At 43.3% G+C, this 14,300-nt stretch carries 15 protein-coding genes and 4 pseudogenes; 11 read left to right on the forward strand and 8 right to left on the reverse strand.

Features of this window, described 5'->3' with window-relative positions:
- Together BN1067_RS09495 and BN1067_RS20630 are read right to left on the reverse strand one after the other, a co-directional pair.
- Nucleotides 1-288, reverse strand: a pseudogene (locus tag BN1067_RS09495) (hypothetical protein); the annotation flags it as partial.
- Between the two features lie 109 nt (nucleotides 289-397).
- Nucleotides 398-514: a hypothetical protein gene (locus BN1067_RS20630; RefSeq protein WP_110943408.1), complete on the reverse strand. Its 117-nt coding sequence runs from the start codon at nucleotides 512-514 to the stop codon at nucleotides 398-400.
- 503 nt (nucleotides 515-1,017) lie between these two features.
- Between BN1067_RS20630 and BN1067_RS09505 the strand changes: the two genes are divergently transcribed.
- From BN1067_RS09505 to BN1067_RS09550, 10 genes are all read left to right on the forward strand, one after another.
- Complete coding sequence (locus BN1067_RS09505) at nucleotides 1,018-2,028, forward strand: tetratricopeptide repeat protein (RefSeq protein WP_234400663.1); 1,011 nt, start codon at nucleotides 1,018-1,020, stop codon at nucleotides 2,026-2,028.
- 115 nt (nucleotides 2,029-2,143) lie between these two features.
- The gene (gene trxB, locus BN1067_RS09510; RefSeq protein ID WP_053218629.1) at nucleotides 2,144-3,094 is read left to right on the forward strand and encodes a thioredoxin-disulfide reductase; all 951 of its coding nucleotides are present in this window, start codon (nucleotides 2,144-2,146) and stop codon (nucleotides 3,092-3,094) included.
- A 310-nt stretch (nucleotides 3,095-3,404) separates the two neighbouring features.
- Nucleotides 3,405-3,869 (forward strand): 8-oxo-dGTP diphosphatase, encoded by a 465-nt coding sequence (locus BN1067_RS09515; RefSeq protein WP_053218655.1) that lies wholly within the window; start codon nucleotides 3,405-3,407, stop codon nucleotides 3,867-3,869.
- Nucleotides 3,870-3,905: 36 nt separating this feature from the next.
- Entirely contained in the window at nucleotides 3,906-4,793 is an 888-nt protein-coding gene (rapZ, locus tag BN1067_RS09520) for an RNase adapter RapZ (protein WP_110943409.1), read from the forward strand.
- A gap of 3 nt (nucleotides 4,794-4,796) precedes the next feature.
- Nucleotides 4,797-5,750, forward strand: coding sequence for a gluconeogenesis factor YvcK family protein (locus BN1067_RS09525; RefSeq protein ID WP_053218630.1), 954 nt, complete (start codon nucleotides 4,797-4,799; stop codon nucleotides 5,748-5,750).
- A gap of 28 nt (nucleotides 5,751-5,778) precedes the next feature.
- Nucleotides 5,779-6,726: a DNA-binding protein WhiA gene (gene whiA / locus BN1067_RS09530; protein WP_053218631.1), complete on the forward strand. Its 948-nt coding sequence runs from the start codon at nucleotides 5,779-5,781 to the stop codon at nucleotides 6,724-6,726.
- 133 nt (nucleotides 6,727-6,859) lie between these two features.
- Nucleotides 6,860-7,132: an HPr family phosphocarrier protein gene (locus tag BN1067_RS09535; RefSeq protein WP_053218632.1), complete on the forward strand. Its 273-nt coding sequence runs from the start codon at nucleotides 6,860-6,862 to the stop codon at nucleotides 7,130-7,132.
- A 179-nt stretch (nucleotides 7,133-7,311) separates the two neighbouring features.
- Nucleotides 7,312-7,893: a DNA-3-methyladenine glycosylase I gene (locus BN1067_RS09540; RefSeq protein ID WP_267893606.1), complete on the forward strand. Its 582-nt coding sequence runs from the start codon at nucleotides 7,312-7,314 to the stop codon at nucleotides 7,891-7,893.
- A 112-nt stretch (nucleotides 7,894-8,005) separates the two neighbouring features.
- A complete protein-coding gene (gene sppA, locus BN1067_RS09545) occupies nucleotides 8,006-9,001 on the forward strand; it encodes a signal peptide peptidase SppA (protein WP_053218634.1) in 996 nt (331 codons plus the stop codon).
- 12 nt (nucleotides 9,002-9,013) lie between these two features.
- Entirely contained in the window at nucleotides 9,014-9,493 is a 480-nt protein-coding gene (locus tag BN1067_RS09550; protein WP_053218635.1) for an RDD family protein, read from the forward strand.
- Nucleotides 9,494-9,762: 269 nt separating this feature from the next.
- Here BN1067_RS09550 and BN1067_RS09555 read toward each other — a convergent pair.
- Nucleotides 9,763-9,984 (reverse strand): annotated as a pseudogene (locus tag BN1067_RS09555) (transposase); the annotation flags it as partial.
- A gap of 149 nt (nucleotides 9,985-10,133) precedes the next feature.
- A pseudogene (locus BN1067_RS09560) lies at nucleotides 10,134-10,574 on the reverse strand (ATP-dependent Clp protease proteolytic subunit); the annotation flags it as partial.
- A gap of 12 nt (nucleotides 10,575-10,586) precedes the next feature.
- Here BN1067_RS09560 and BN1067_RS09565 point away from each other — a divergent pair.
- Nucleotides 10,587-10,856 (forward strand): RDD family protein, encoded by a 270-nt coding sequence (locus BN1067_RS09565; RefSeq protein WP_324777878.1) that lies wholly within the window; start codon nucleotides 10,587-10,589, stop codon nucleotides 10,854-10,856.
- A gap of 269 nt (nucleotides 10,857-11,125) precedes the next feature.
- Here BN1067_RS09565 and BN1067_RS09570 read toward each other — a convergent pair.
- The 4 genes and pseudogenes from BN1067_RS09570 to BN1067_RS09585 form a co-directional block, all read right to left on the reverse strand.
- Nucleotides 11,126-11,347: pseudogene (locus tag BN1067_RS09570) on the reverse strand (transposase); the annotation flags it as partial.
- A gap of 149 nt (nucleotides 11,348-11,496) precedes the next feature.
- Nucleotides 11,497-12,084 carry an ATP-dependent Clp endopeptidase proteolytic subunit ClpP gene (clpP, locus tag BN1067_RS09575; protein WP_053218637.1) on the reverse strand — a complete coding sequence of 196 codons (588 nt, stop codon included), beginning with the start codon at nucleotides 12,082-12,084 and terminating at the stop codon, nucleotides 11,497-11,499.
- Between the two features lie 228 nt (nucleotides 12,085-12,312).
- Nucleotides 12,313-12,915 (reverse strand): response regulator, encoded by a 603-nt coding sequence (locus BN1067_RS09580; RefSeq protein ID WP_053218638.1) that lies wholly within the window; start codon nucleotides 12,913-12,915, stop codon nucleotides 12,313-12,315.
- On the reverse strand, nucleotides 12,899-14,284 hold the full coding sequence (locus BN1067_RS09585) for a sensor histidine kinase (protein ID WP_053218639.1): 1,386 nt from the start codon (nucleotides 14,282-14,284) through the stop codon (nucleotides 12,899-12,901). Before BN1067_RS09585 ends, BN1067_RS09580 begins: the two co-directional genes overlap by 17 nt.
- Nucleotides 14,285-14,300: the final 16 nt, after the last annotated feature.

A 14,300-nucleotide genomic window follows, 5' to 3' on the forward strand; every position in this document is an offset into this window, starting at 1 on the left:
ATCAGGATCTGGTGATTCTTGTAGTTCCAGTTGGTCATCGGTAATCGTCTCTTTAAGTAAGTTCACCGGTTCTTTGATTTTGGGGATAAAGACGAGCTTTGGTTCTTTTTCAATGACTTCGACAAGGCGTTCTGGATAGTCTAACTCAGCTTCAAGCGTGTCTTCAGTTGGTTTTTGCTTCATCGATTCATCGACGGGATGAATCATTTTTCGGACGTTTCGGAACGGGTGCGCAATACTTCTTGAGGAGATGTTGATTGTATCGAGCTTAGGTGTGCGTCGCATCAAGAATAAGAGACTTCGATTGACTCATTCCTTTTTCAAGAGCGACCTCCACCGTTTTCCAATCAGGAGATTAAAAGGTTTTTGTCTTTAAGACGTTTGCGACGGAAGTGAGCTAAGCTGGGGTAATGGCGTCATTTTCGGGAGCCATTGCAAGGAAATACTTGAAGGACATGTCGACCTGAGCTCGTTCCACGAGATCTACGTCAGACAACGTATAGATGGTTTTCAGTTTACAAGAAAAAAGAGTGACCTCCTTTCAGAAATCAAAGAAAATCACTTCTTTTTCGTTTCCCCTCTGTTGATTCCACGATGAGCGTTCGGTGGTGACGCCTGCGGGAACAGCGCGAGCCGAAGATCCACTTGGTTAAGTGATCTTCTTGACCAAGTTAGCTGAGGCCGTGCCCGCGGCAAGCATCCACCGATAAGCGATTTGTGAGAATCAACAACAAACTTTAAAATCTCTTCTGAATTAGAAAGGACTTTTTCATTGGCCTCCAAATGACTAAGGGATTTTTCCAAAATTCAAAATATCGAATGTTTACAGCAAATTTCCTCAAAAAGTAACTTTTTTCTCTAGTTTTCAGGTTTTATGCCAATTCCTATATATTACCTTTCCCAAATGTGTTATACTTCAAGCGGTATTAGTCTGTAATGGTCGACTGTCATGCAGGGCGAAGCTTTTCATGGCAGTTTAATTATATACGGTTGAATAAGTAATACAGGGGGAGACGAATGCATACTTCGCAAAAGATGAAACAACCATTAAATGTTGATAAAGTCATCCCTTTTATCCCTGAGGGCGATTTTTATTTTACGAAAGGTGTGGAAGCTTTTCAGAAACGGAAATTTGATATTGCGGTGAAATGGATGAAAAAAGCAGTGGAAGCTTCACCGGATGAGCCGCTATTTCAATGTCAGCTTTCCATTATTTATACAGAAGCAGGTGCATACCATATGGCCAATCAGGTACTGACAGAGGTACTGGATGCCCATGGGGAAGAATATGTGGACTGTTATTATTTAATTGCCAACAATTATGCGCATTTAGGGCTGATGAATGATGCCTTGAAAAATGCCCAGCAATACTTGGATCAAGCGCCTGAAGGGGAATTCAGGCAAGAAGCAGAGGAATTGCTGCAGTTCCTGGATATTGTAGAAGAAGAGGAAGACTGGGACGGTATCGATGATGAGCTGTTGATTTTCCAAGAAACTGCTTTTTACCATTTGGAACGCCGGGAGTGGGATTATGCTCTTCCGTTATTGAATGAAATGATGACGTTGTTTCCCGAGCACGTGACAGCAAAACATGAATATAGTTTTGCGTTATTCTTTTCGGGCGACGAAACAGAAGCGGTTGCGTTGGAGGAAAAGTGGCTGGAACAGGAACCACAGTCGTTGTTTTGCCTTACAAATTTGGCAGTTTTCTATCACCTGACAGGTGAGACGGATAAAGCCGTGACACATATTGAAGCGCTTCTCAATGTATATCCGATACACAGTCAGCAAAAACTGCGGGTGGCTGTCACCCTGGCGAGAACCGGATATTACCAGCAAGCGGTGCACCGGTTCAAGACTTTGCCTAAATCCTCCTTGCAGGGCCATGCATCCTATTATAAATGGTACAGTGTAGCTGCTTATCATACTGGACACCCATCGAAAGCATTGATGCTTTGGGAAGAGGGCTGCAAACGGCATCCTTTTCTCAGCAAGGATGAGGGACCGTGGATACACCATAGCCGTTAAATCCATACTATAAGTAAGGAGCGTATGATGAGCAGAATAGTAGACCTGGACATGGATTCATACGATAATGGGGCAAGAGAAAACAAAGATGTAAATGAAAAGGGGCTGAACGAGAATGGCCGATGAAAGAATTTATGATGTCATTATCGCCGGAGCAGGTCCAGCAGGCATGACCGCCGCTGTTTATACTTCCCGGGCGAATTTAGATACGTTAATGCTGGAACGAGGAATTCCCGGCGGACAGATGGCAAATACAGAAGATGTGGAAAACTATCCGGGGTATGACCATATTTTAGGTCCGGATCTTTCTACCAAGATGTTTGACCATGCGAAAAAATTCGGTGCAGAATATGCATATGGCGATATCAAGGAAGTCGTTGACGGCAAGGAATATAAAACCGTTGTAGCAGGAAACAAGGAATATAAAACGAGGGCGTTGATTATCACTACAGGCGCCCAATATAAGAAAATCGGCGTTCCGGGCGAGGAAGAGCTTGGAGGCCGCGGTGTATCTTACTGTGCAGTATGTGATGGTGCTTTCTTCAAAAATAAAGAATTGATTGTTGTCGGAGGCGGGGATTCCGCTGTAGAAGAAGGTGTTTACCTGACGCGCTTTGCCAGCAAAGTAACCATTGTCCATCGCCGGGATGAACTGCGGGCTCAAAAAATCCTGCAGCAACGCGCTTTTGACAATGAAAAAATAGACTTTATCTGGGACACTGTCGTGAAAACGATCAACGGGAAAGACGGAAAGGTCGGAAGTGTTACGCTTCATAACCAAAAGACGGATGAAGAGTATGAGCATCCTACCGATGGCGTATTCATTTATATAGGTATGGTCCCGTTGAGTAAACCGTTCAAGTCACTTGGAATCACCAACACGCAAGGATATATTCCGACGAATGAAAAAATGGAAACGAATGTGCCGGGAATTTTTGCAGCTGGAGATATTCGCGAAAAAGAATTGCGTCAAATCGTAACAGCTACTGGTGATGGTAGTATTGCGGCACAGTCAGCCCAGGCTTATATTGAAAACCTGGTAGAGGAATTGAAAGCAGTCAATTAAAAGGATGCAGCAGAAATCGAAAACGTAAATGCTTTTTAACCCTGCTGTAACATGGGCGAAATAATTATTGGGTACAATGGTATTAACTAATTGACCCCCTTTTAATAAATATATTCTTTATGCACAGGTGGAATCTTCCGCCTGTGTCTTTTTTTGTCTGACATGGAAAGTGATGGGTAACGCTTCGGCTTCGAACCAAACATTGTAGGAATCCTTTTAAACATAGTATAATAATAAAAGATGTCTACTTTCAGACAGTAAGAACAACATGAAGGAACAGCCGGATCTGAAAGCAGAAAGAGGTGATGATATGCGTCGAGTCACAACGAGTATCCTACGGGATGACGATAAACTATTAATGCTGCAAAAGCCAAGACGAGGCTGGTATGCCATGCCAGGCGGCAAGATGGAACAAGGAGAAACAATCAAAGAAGCGGCCGTCAGAGAATACGGAGAAGAGACAGGTTTAACTTTGATCAATCCCCGTTTAGGCGGAGTGTTTACTTTCGTGATTAAAGAAGATGACCAGGTTGTCGATGAGTGGATGATGTTTACCTTTTTCAGTACGGAATATTCTGGATACCTGACAGAAGACTGTCGAGAAGGAAAACTGGAATGGATTCCGGTCGATCAGGCAATCCAAAAGCCGATGGCAGATGGAGACCGTTTTATCATCAACCATTTTCTCACCAGTGGCGAGGTCCTGTACGGTACCTTTACTTACACAAGTGATTATGCGTTAATCGATTATCGGCTGGATCCACCGGGTCCTTGACTGCTGGAACAAGCGTGGGAAAAGGGGAGATTGAGATTGACAGAAAAAAATAACGAAACACAACTTGTTATTATTACAGGCATGTCGGGAGCAGGCAAAACGGTTGCCATGCAAAGTTTTGAAGACCTGGGTTTTTATTGTGTCGATAATTTGCCTCCGGCATTGCTGCCTAAATTTCTTGAATTAATGAAAGATGCAACGAATAATATACGAAAAGTCGCGGTAGTCATGGACCTTCGCGGTCGGGAGTTTTTTGACACGCTGTTCGATGCCCTGGATGCATTGGCGAAGGAAGACGCGTGGCTGGAGGAACACATTCTTTTTCTGGATGCCAAGGATCAGGCGCTTGTTTCGCGCTACAAAGAAACACGCCGCTACCATCCGTTGGCACCGGAAGGACTTCCGTTGGAAGGAATCAAACAGGAGCGTGCCATCCTGGATGAATTACGGGGACGCGCGCACAATATTATCGATACGTCGACATTGAAACCGAAAGATTTACGGGAAAAGATTGTGGATACTTATGCCGAAAGAGAACAGCAAGTCTTCTCGGTTCACACTGTCTCGTTTGGTTTTAAATATGGCCTTCCGATTGACGCTGATTTAGTCTTTGATGTCCGGTTCCTTCCCAACCCTCACTATGTTGCCAATATGCGTCCGTTAACTGGTCTAAACTCGGAGGTATCCTCTTATGTGTTTAAGTGGACAGACACACAAAAATTCCTTGAAAAGGTGACAGATCTTCTGGAATTTATGCTGCCGCAATATAAGAAAGAGGGCAAGAGCCAACTAGTGATAGCTATTGGCTGTACTGGAGGCCAGCACCGTTCGGTAGCCATTGCGGAACATTTGGCGAAAAAATTCTCTGGTGATTATGTCACCCATGTCAGCCATCGGGATATTGACAAAAGAAAGGGTCATTAAGCTATGAGTAAACGGAAAAAGCCACATGTAGTCGTCGTCGGGGGAGGAACGGGCATGCCCGTCCTTTTGCGGGGATTGAAGAATTATCCTATTGATTTATCTGCAATAGTCACTGTCGCTGATGATGGCGGGAGCTCGGGCAGGCTCAGATCGGAAATGGCCATCCCTGCTCCTGGAGATATCCGCAACGTGATTGCGGCTCTGTCAGATGCCGAGCCGATGCTGCTTGATTTATTCCAGCATCGATTTACCAACGGCAACGGATTGTCCGGCCATGCGATGGGTAATCTATTATTAGCTGCAATGACTTCCTTGACCGGCGATTTTTATAACGGAATCAAAGAAATATCCCGTGTTCTAAACGTAAAAGGAAGGATTTATCCAATCGCTAATCAGAACATGTTCCTTCACGCCGAAATGGAGGATGGCGAGATTATTTCCGGTGAATCGAATATTCCCGATGCTAATAAAAAAATTAAGCGTGTGTTTTTAAGTCCTGAGCCGGTTCTTCCATTGCCTGAAGCAGTGGAGGCGATCAAGCAGGCAGACTTGGTAGTGATTGCGCCTGGAAGCCTATATACAAGCACGCTGCCGAATATGATTGTGCCACAAATCGGGGATGCCCTCCGCCATACCAAAGGGAAGGTCACTTATGTATGCAACGTCATGAGCCAGTATGGCGAGACAACCGGTTATACAGCAGCAGATCACGTGCAGGCTATTACCGATCATATTGGTGAGGGCTGTATACATTCTATCATTGTCCACAACCAGCCGATCGAAGGGGACGTGCGGGAGTTATATGCGGAAGAAAATGCTGCCCCGGTTATATATGATACAGAGCGCCTGCTGGATATGGGGTTGGAAATTATTGAAGGGGACATCATTGATCATTCGAAGAAAATGCTGCGCCATGACACTGCAAAAGTATCTGAATTGTTATATTCGTTAATATAACGATTCGTAGAACAGGGGAGGTGAGGGAATGTCTTTTGCATCTGAGATAAAGAAAGAATTGACAAAAATTTCGACAGACCAATGTTGTGCCCAATCGGAATTGGCAGCACTGGTCCGGATGAACGGGGCAATTTCTTTGGCACGCCAAGAATATCTGCTAGATGTTCAGACGGAGAACGCTGCGATTGCCCGGAGAATTTATACATTAATTAAGTCCCTATATGATTATCCGGTCGAATTGCTCGTCCGAAAAAAAATGAAACTGAAAAAGAATAATGTTTATATCGTTCGGATGAAGGAGGGGGTTCGACCTATTCTTGCGGATTTGGAGATTTTGAAAGAACCGTTTTCCTTCAACCACGAAATATCAGAGAAGTTCACCCGTAAGGATTGCTGTCGCAGGTCCTATTTACGTGGAGCATTTTTGGCTGGAGGCTCGGTAAACAATCCGGAAACATCCTCTTACCATTTGGAAATTTATAATTTTCATAAAGAACACAACGATGCACTATGTGAATTAATGAATTCCTTCGACTTGCATGCACGCAAATTGGAACGGAAAAAAGGCTATATAACCTATATGAAGGAAGCGGAAAAAATTACAGAGCTTCTTACTTATATGGGGGCACATCAGGCACTGTTCAAATTTGAAGATGTGCGCATCGTCCGCGATATGCGTAATTCTGTCAATAGACTGGTGAATTGCGAAACGGCCAATTTGAACAAAACGATAGGCGCCGCATTCCGGCAAGTGGAAAACATCAAGTTTATTGATCGGACAGTCGGAATTGAAGCACTTCCGGAAAAACTCCGTGAAATAGCCACGCTCCGTGTACAGCACCAAGACGTTTCCTTGAAAGAGTTGGGAGAGTTAGTTTCTACCGGGAAGATCAGTAAATCAGGAATTAACCATCGGCTGCGTAAAATCGATGAATATGCCGAGAAACTTAAAAAAGGTGAACCATTGGGAAAATAGCTGTGTCCTGCTAAACAGGTGTATGGTATAATGTGAAAAATAGTTGCTGCAATGCTTGCAGCTGCTCTCTTGCAATAAGGGAGTATTTTTTTTAACAAAAATGAAAGCGTTTTCTGCGGGAAGGAGAATCAGAATGAAACAAAAAGAGATGGTGGTGGAACTGGAAGCTGGTTTACAAGCTCGTCCGGCAGCGCAGTTTGTTCAAAAGGCAAGCGGGTTTTCAGCAGCGTTGTTTATAGAGAAAGACGGCAAGCGGGTCAATGCTAAAAGTATCATGGGATTGATGAGTCTGGCGATAGCGACAGGTGAAGTCATCACACTCATTGCCGACGGGAGTGATGAAAGCACTGCTATTGATCAGTTGTCGGTTTTCATTAGCCCTGGTCACGCGGAACCGACGGTATAATCTCCACCAAGTCTTCATTTGAAGGCTTGGTTCTTTTTTTTGAAGTTCCCCTTAAATAATCAAAAATGGGAACTAAACTAGTCCTTCGTTCGTAAGAATAGTCGAGTAAAAACTCTTAAACTTCTAAGCTTAAGGAAACGATGCGAGAAGCAAATCAAAAGAAAGGAGGGAGAGCATTCTTGGAAAATCAATACATATGCCCCTGGGCCAAATCCAGTCAGTTGATGACTTCATATCATGACGAGGAATGGGGAGTCGCAAGCTATGATGATACGTACTTATTTGAAATGCTTAATTTAGAAGGGGCTCAAGCCGGATTATCCTGGAGCACGATTCTGAATAAACGAGAAGGTTATCGCCAGGCTTTTCATCATTTTGAAATCGACCGTTGTGCAGCTCTGTCGGACGAGGAGTTGGAAAGTATTTTATCCACGGCTGAAGTAGTACGGAATCGGCTGAAGGTATACGCTGTCCGAAAAAATGCACTGGCGGCAATGCGCGTTATTGAGGAGTATGGAAGTTTTTCCAATTACATTTGGCGATTCAGTGATCATAAGCCTGTTATTCATCACTGGGAAGAAGCAGGACAAGTTCCTGCCCAAAATGATTTATCTGCGGCCATCAGCAAAGACATGAAAAAGCGGGGTTTTACGGTTGTTGGTCCCGTAATCATTTACTCCTTTCTCCAAGCTATCGGGTTATATGATGATCACTTAGTCACATGTCCTTGCCACTCCGGCAACCGCAAACCTTTTGTTTAAAGGAAAGGATGAGAGAGTTACTGGATGAATCGGAATCCTACTGGAATAGAAAAGGCATCTGCGATACTATTTAATAGAATGACAGAATAAGCCGACAGAGGAGGAATCAAGAATGAATGGAAAACGTTGGCTTGCATTAGGCATAGCAGCAGTCTTGTTTTTAATTTCGGTTGGCGTACAGCTGGCAACCAGTCTGGCGTCCGCCAATTTTGAAGATGTGTTCAGCCAGCAAGAAGACGGATTTAAGGAAACGGTTATCGAAAAAGGAACAAGCGGTAAAAAGATTGCCGTACTGGATTTGCAAGGGGTAATACAAGATACCGGCTCTAATTCCTTGTTGAATACATCCGGCTATAACCACCAGAATTTTTTGCGAATGCTTGAAAAAGCGGGAGAGGACAACCGTACCGACGGTATCATTATCCGTGTGAATACACCTGGTGGAGGAGTGGTAGAAAGTGCAGAAATCCATGACAAAATGGTAGAAATCCAAGAGAACACGGATAAGCCTGTCTATGTTTCCATGGGTAATACTGCAGCTTCAGGCGGTTATTATATATCAGCGCCCGCGGACAAAATTGTTGCCAATTCCGCCACTTTGACGGGATCGATCGGGGTGATCATGGAGAGCATCAATTACGCCGAGCTGGCGGAGGAGTATGGAATCGATTTTAATACCATTAAGAGTGGAAAATACAAGGACATTATGTCAGGTTCCCGCCCGATGACAGAGGATGAGGAAGATATTCTTCAGACGATGGTGGATGAGCTGTATGGTGAATTTGTCCAGGTAATCGTGGATGGTCGGGGAATGGATGAAGACACAGTGCGGAGGCTTGGAGACGGTAGGGTATATACTGGAAAGCAGGCCTTGGAAAATGGATTGATTGACGAACTTGGAACAATGGAAGACACCATAGCGATGATGGAAGAGGACCATGATTTGGGAGAAGCGCAAGTAGTTCAGTATGGAACTGGGTTTGATTTTGACCAGCTGCTCGGTATGACTGCTCAAAACTTCTTCGGTTCGGATATGAAATTGGCTGGCCTTCAGGAATTGATCAGGGAATCCGATGCTCCACGGGCCATGTATCTTTATTCAAGGTAGGAGGTGCGGCAGATGAGCGATGATATACAAGATAACATCCCACGCGAAGAAACAGCCCTTGTTATCAGGGACAGACGTTATGCTGGCTTCTGGATGAGGTTTTGGGCATATATAACAGATTTGCTCGTTGTTTTCAGTGTCAACGGCATATTGCTAAGCCCACTTCATTTTGTGAATGAAGGACAGCCGCTTGATATCGGATTTTGGACGTTGACCGGTATCTTGGGCTCTATCGTCTTTTACGTGTATTTTTTACTGATGACTAAGTTTTTCGGGCAGACTCTCGGAAAAATGTTATTCGGCTTGCGGGTAATCAGGGAAGACGATGGTTCGTTGACATGGAGTGATTTACTGTTTCGAGAAGTGGTCGGAAGATTTATTCACAGGGTATTGTTTTTAACGCCACTACTCTATGTGGTGGTCGCTTTCACAAATCAAAAACAAGGGCTGCACGATATGTTCGCAAGCACTCGCGTTGTCCATACGGAATAGCTATAAGCAGGCTGTCTCACAACGAGGCAGCCTGTTATTTTTGGTTCTCTGTCAAATGTGGTGGTGTGATTTTTCTTCCATCCTCTCTTTATCGAAAGGCTCATTCTAAAAACAGCTATTTTACTCAGACCGCAGAGGAAATAAACTCGCTTTCCGCGGACGAACACCCGAGCCTCCTCGCAAAGCCCGGTGTGGGGTCTCGGCCGCCCGTTTTTCCGCAGGAGTCTCGCTTATTTCCTCTGCTACGCTATTTCGCTCTACAGGGCCTTTTAAACCGCTTGCTGCCATAAATTTTTATGCTTTAATCGTTCAACGTCTTTGATTCCAAAGGAATCTCGTTTTAAAACCTTTATCGTATTGTTTATTCCCTCGATATACCCATTATGAAATGGATACATGAATGACTTTAAAATCTCTTGTTTCCAACGCATGAACGTTTTTCTTACACGGTGAAATGCCTCTATGTTTAAAGCACGCATCCATTTCAAACATCAGGGGACACCACCACATTCAGTATAGAGCCTTATTTTTTAAAGGTTTGGATAGAAGTAAAATCAAAAAACCGAACGAGATAAATTACTCGTTCGGTTTCCACTTTGGGGACGATGCTTTTGTCCCATCTAATTTGATTGCCTGTTTATTAGTCAGGCTTTTTTTCCATTACTTTGTCAATCAAGCCATATTCAACAGCTTTGGAAGCTTCCATGAAGTTGTCACGGTCGGTATCGCGCTCGATTACTTCCAATGGCTGTCCAGTACGCTCAGAAAGGATTTTGTTCAACTTGCTGCGCATTTCAATAATTCTTCTAGCGTGAATTTCGATATCTGCAGCCTGGCCTTGCGTACCACCTAGTGGCTGGTGGATCATGACTTCACTGTTCGGTAGTGCATAGCGTTTACCTGGCTCACCAGCTGCTAGAAGGAAAGCACCCATAGAAGCTGCCATGCCGATGCAGATGGTAGAGACATTTGGTTTGATGAACTGCATCGTATCATAAATTGCCATACCGGCAGTGATCGAACCACCTGGTGAATTGATGTAAAGCGAAATATCTTTATCCGGATCTTCAGCAGCAAGGAAANGACCGGTATCTTGGGCTCTATCGTCTTTTACGTGTATTTTTTACTGATGACTAAGTTTTTCGGGCAGACTCTCGGAAAAATGTTATTCGGCTTGCGGGTAATCAGGGAAGACGATGGTTCGTTGACATGGAGTGATTTACTGTTTCGAGAAGTGGTCGGAAGATTTATTCACAGGGTATTGTTTTTAACGCCACTACTCTATGTGGTGGTCGCTTTCACAAATCAAAAACAAGGGCTGCACGATATGTTCGCAAGCACTCGCGTTGTCCATACGGAATAGCTATAAGCAGGCTGTCTCACAACGAGGCAGCCTGTTATTTTTGGTTCTCTGTCAAATGTGGTGGTGTGATTTTTCTTCCATCCTCTCTTTATCGAAAGGCTCATTCTAAAAACAGCTATTTTACTCAGACCGCAGAGGAAATAAACTCGCTTTCCGCGGACGAACACCCGAGCCTCCTCGCAAAGCCCGGTGTGGGGTCTCGGCCGCCCGTTTTTCCGCAGGAGTCTCGCTTATTTCCTCTGCTACGCTATTTCGCTCTACAGGGCCTTTTAAACCGCTTGCTGCCATAAATTTTTATGCTTTAATCGTTCAACGTCTTTGATTCCAAAGGAATCTCGTTTTAAAACCTTTATCGTATTGTTTATTCCCTCGATATACCCATTATGAAATGGATACATGAATGACTTTAAAATCTCTTGTTTCCAACGCATGAACGTTTTTCTTACACGGTGAAATGCCTCTATGTTTAAAGCACGCATCCATTTCAAACATCAGGGGACACCACCACATTCAGTATAGAGCCTTATTTTTTAAAGGTTTGGATAGAAGTAAAATCAAAAAACCGAACGAGATAAATTACTCGTTCGGTTTCCACTTTGGGGACGATGCTTTTGTCCCATCTAATTTGATTGCCTGTTTATTAGTCAGGCTTTTTTTCCATTACTTTGTCAATCAAGCCATATTCAACAGCTTTGGAAGCTTCCATGAAGTTGTCACGGTCGGTATCGCGCTCGATTACTTCCAATGGCTGTCCAGTACGCTCAGAAAGGATTTTGTTCAACTTGCTGCGCATTTCAATAATTCTTCTAGCGTGAATTTCGATATCTGCAGCCTGGCCTTGCGTACCACCTAGTGGCTGGTGGATCATGACTTCACTGTTCGGTAGTGCATAGCGTTTACCTGGCTCACCAGCTGCTAGAAGGAAAGCACCCATAGAAGCTGCCATGCCGATGCAGATGGTAGAGACATTTGGTTTGATGAACTGCATCGTATCATAAATTGCCATACCGGCAGTGATCGAACCACCTGGTGAATTGATGTAAAGCGAAATATCTTTATCCGGATCTTCAGCAGCAAGGAAAAGCAGCTGTGCGACGATGGTATTGGAAACATTATCGTCAATTCCGCTTCCAAGCATGATAATACGGTCTTTTAATAGACGGGAATAAATATCATATGCACGTTCTCCGCGGTTTGTTTGTTCAATAACTGTAGGGATTAAATTCATTGGATAGTTCCTCCTTTTTTAGTTCTTTCATCCTTTTGATGAATGACTAATTTCATCTTACTCTAATAGGTCAATAAAGGTCAAACAAAAAACACTCGCTATATGTAAGAAGTGTTCGACCTTGGATGCGGCGAGAAAAGACAAAAAAAGCACGGTTTTCCAGAAAGGATTTTAGTCTATAACCATCGTTCCCTCATTTCCGATAAATAAACTAGGGGAATAGGCGGTTTAGGTTATTTTGTATTTATTTTTTGGCCTCCCTTTGCTTCCATACTGGGATAAGACGGTTATTTCACCTTGATCAGCCAGGTAGTTCAGGTACCGGTGAACGGTTTGATAGGCAATCGGCAGTCCTTCCTGGATTTCTGAAATAGTCAAAGGTTCATTTTGCTGATAGAGAAAGTGCTTGATCGTTTGCAAGGTCTCTGGCTTGATACCTTTTTCTACAAAAACATCTTTTTGTCCGGCTGTCAATTTGCCGACTTTCAAATTAAGGCGGATCCTCGAAATCAAGTCTGGTGCTTTTATTGGCTTTAAGGCAAAGTCGGTTGCACCTGCCTGGAGGAATTGATCGGCTATTTCATGGCGTTCATCGATGGTCAGGATAATAATCGGTACAGAAGAATCCATTTTCCGTATCGCCTTTGTCGTTTTAAGACCATCCCAATCCGGCATATGATAATCAATCAAGACGAGGGAGGGGGTAACTTTTTGAAACAACTCCACACCAGCTTTCCCTGTAGACGCTTCGAAAACCTCCCAATCGGCGAACGAACAAATTTCCTTGATGGTAAAGCGGATGTCTTCATTATCATCAATGATCAATATCATAGTGGGCACCTCCTTGCCTGGAAGACACCGGCAAGTAAATATCCATTTGTGTATGGCTGCCGGCAGTGCTCGAAACGAATATGGTCCCATGGTGATTTTCAACAACCCGTTTTACAAAAGATAAGCCAATGCCGGACGAGTTTTTCGTGCTAAAGCCTTCTTTCCATATTTCCTGCATAAGCTCCTCCTTGATACCAGGGCCGTTATCTCTGATTTGAAACCGGATGGTATCATTCACTTGTTTGACATCGACGTTGATAAATCCTGCTTTTCCTTCAAAGGAAATGATTGCATTCTCCAGCAAATTGGCAATTGCACGGGCAAATCGGATTTTATTGATGTAAATATTGGGCAGGTTCTCCTGGACCTTCATGTTAAGGTAAATTTTTTGATCGTCCAGAGAAAGGTGACTGATTACGTATCGAAGAAATTCATCAACTTCGATTTCTTTTTTGATATTTTCATGAAGGATTTCTGAAATCATTTCATTCATTTTTTCAATAGAATGATCCACACGAGTTAAATAGTCCTTCAGTTTAATGTCATTGGATTTTTCATACTTCATCGCAATCAGTGAAATCAATCCTCTCACCGTTACTAAGGGAGTCTTCAAATCGTGTACAAGGGTATGGATCTCCTCATAAACTTTTGATTCCGTTAGAGCAAAACGCGTTTCTTTTAGCTCTTTCTCCTGTTTTTGAAACTTCTTTAACGTGGTGATTTGCATGTCGAATAGATGAACAAGTAATGTAAAAATAACCGAAATCAGAAAAAAGATAGCAAACAGAACGAAATAGAGTGCTGTAAATAGTTGATCCTCGGTAATAAAACTATCTGCTGTTTTCAAGCTGACTGCTAAATCATCCGTCCCGAAACTCCATTTAGAAAGGAGTGGAATCAGATTTAAACATTGCATAGCGGTTATCAAGAAAAACAGGATGACGGCAAAGGTTAAATAATAATACCTTTGCTTAGCAACATAAGTATGTAAAATCAGTAGCAGGCCCAATGATAGAAAGTGAGGTGCGTAGGAGGGGGATTCTCCGTGAAATTTATTGATTAATACAATGGCAGTTATCGTTGCGCCGATATAAAGAAAGGAAAATTCATTCTTATCAGAATTTTTGACAACTGCACTTACCATCAGCAACGTGCTGAAGTAAATCAAAAAGTAAAGCAGACCATTTCTGGAAATGTAGGCGAAGGAGGCAATTAACAATTGACCGCTATCCATGATTTCCATGCTTTCCTGCAGCCTGTCAATGATAAAGGATACCCATTCGGCAGACAGACTGGGGAAAAACAGACCATAGGTTAATAGGATAATCCCTATGATACCGGGAATCGTATCACTTTTGTTTTCTATCATGCTACATCCTTCCTTT

The sequence above is a fragment of the Virgibacillus senegalensis genome (assembly GCF_000821245.2).
In the GTDB taxonomy this organism is placed as follows: domain Bacteria; phylum Bacillota; class Bacilli; order Bacillales; family Amphibacillaceae; genus Sediminibacillus; species Sediminibacillus senegalensis.

What these genes read in the sequence shown, in the direction of transcription:
- BN1067_RS09580 (WP_053218638.1), bottom strand. Translation starts at nt 12,915, where the DNA reads ATGATATTGATCATTGATGATAATGAAGACATCCGCTTTACCATCAAG.
- BN1067_RS09585 (WP_053218639.1), bottom strand. Translation starts at nt 14,284, where the DNA reads ATGATAGAAAACAAAAGTGATACGATTCCCGGTATCATAGGGATTATC.
- whiA (WP_053218631.1), top strand. Translation starts at nt 5,779, where the DNA reads ATGTCTTTTGCATCTGAGATAAAGAAAGAATTGACAAAAATTTCGACA.
- BN1067_RS09550 (WP_053218635.1), top strand. Translation starts at nt 9,014, where the DNA reads ATGAGCGATGATATACAAGATAACATCCCACGCGAAGAAACAGCCCTT.
- BN1067_RS09525 (WP_053218630.1), top strand. Translation starts at nt 4,797, where the DNA reads ATGAGTAAACGGAAAAAGCCACATGTAGTCGTCGTCGGGGGAGGAACG.
- sppA (WP_053218634.1), top strand. Translation starts at nt 8,006, where the DNA reads ATGAATGGAAAACGTTGGCTTGCATTAGGCATAGCAGCAGTCTTGTTT.
- trxB (WP_053218629.1), top strand. Translation starts at nt 2,144, where the DNA reads ATGGCCGATGAAAGAATTTATGATGTCATTATCGCCGGAGCAGGTCCA.
- BN1067_RS09505 (WP_234400663.1), top strand. Translation starts at nt 1,018, where the DNA reads ATGCATACTTCGCAAAAGATGAAACAACCATTAAATGTTGATAAAGTC.
- BN1067_RS09515 (WP_053218655.1), top strand. Translation starts at nt 3,405, where the DNA reads ATGCGTCGAGTCACAACGAGTATCCTACGGGATGACGATAAACTATTA.
- clpP (WP_053218637.1), bottom strand. Translation starts at nt 12,084, where the DNA reads ATGAATTTAATCCCTACAGTTATTGAACAAACAAACCGCGGAGAACGT.
- BN1067_RS09535 (WP_053218632.1), top strand. Translation starts at nt 6,860, where the DNA reads ATGAAACAAAAAGAGATGGTGGTGGAACTGGAAGCTGGTTTACAAGCT.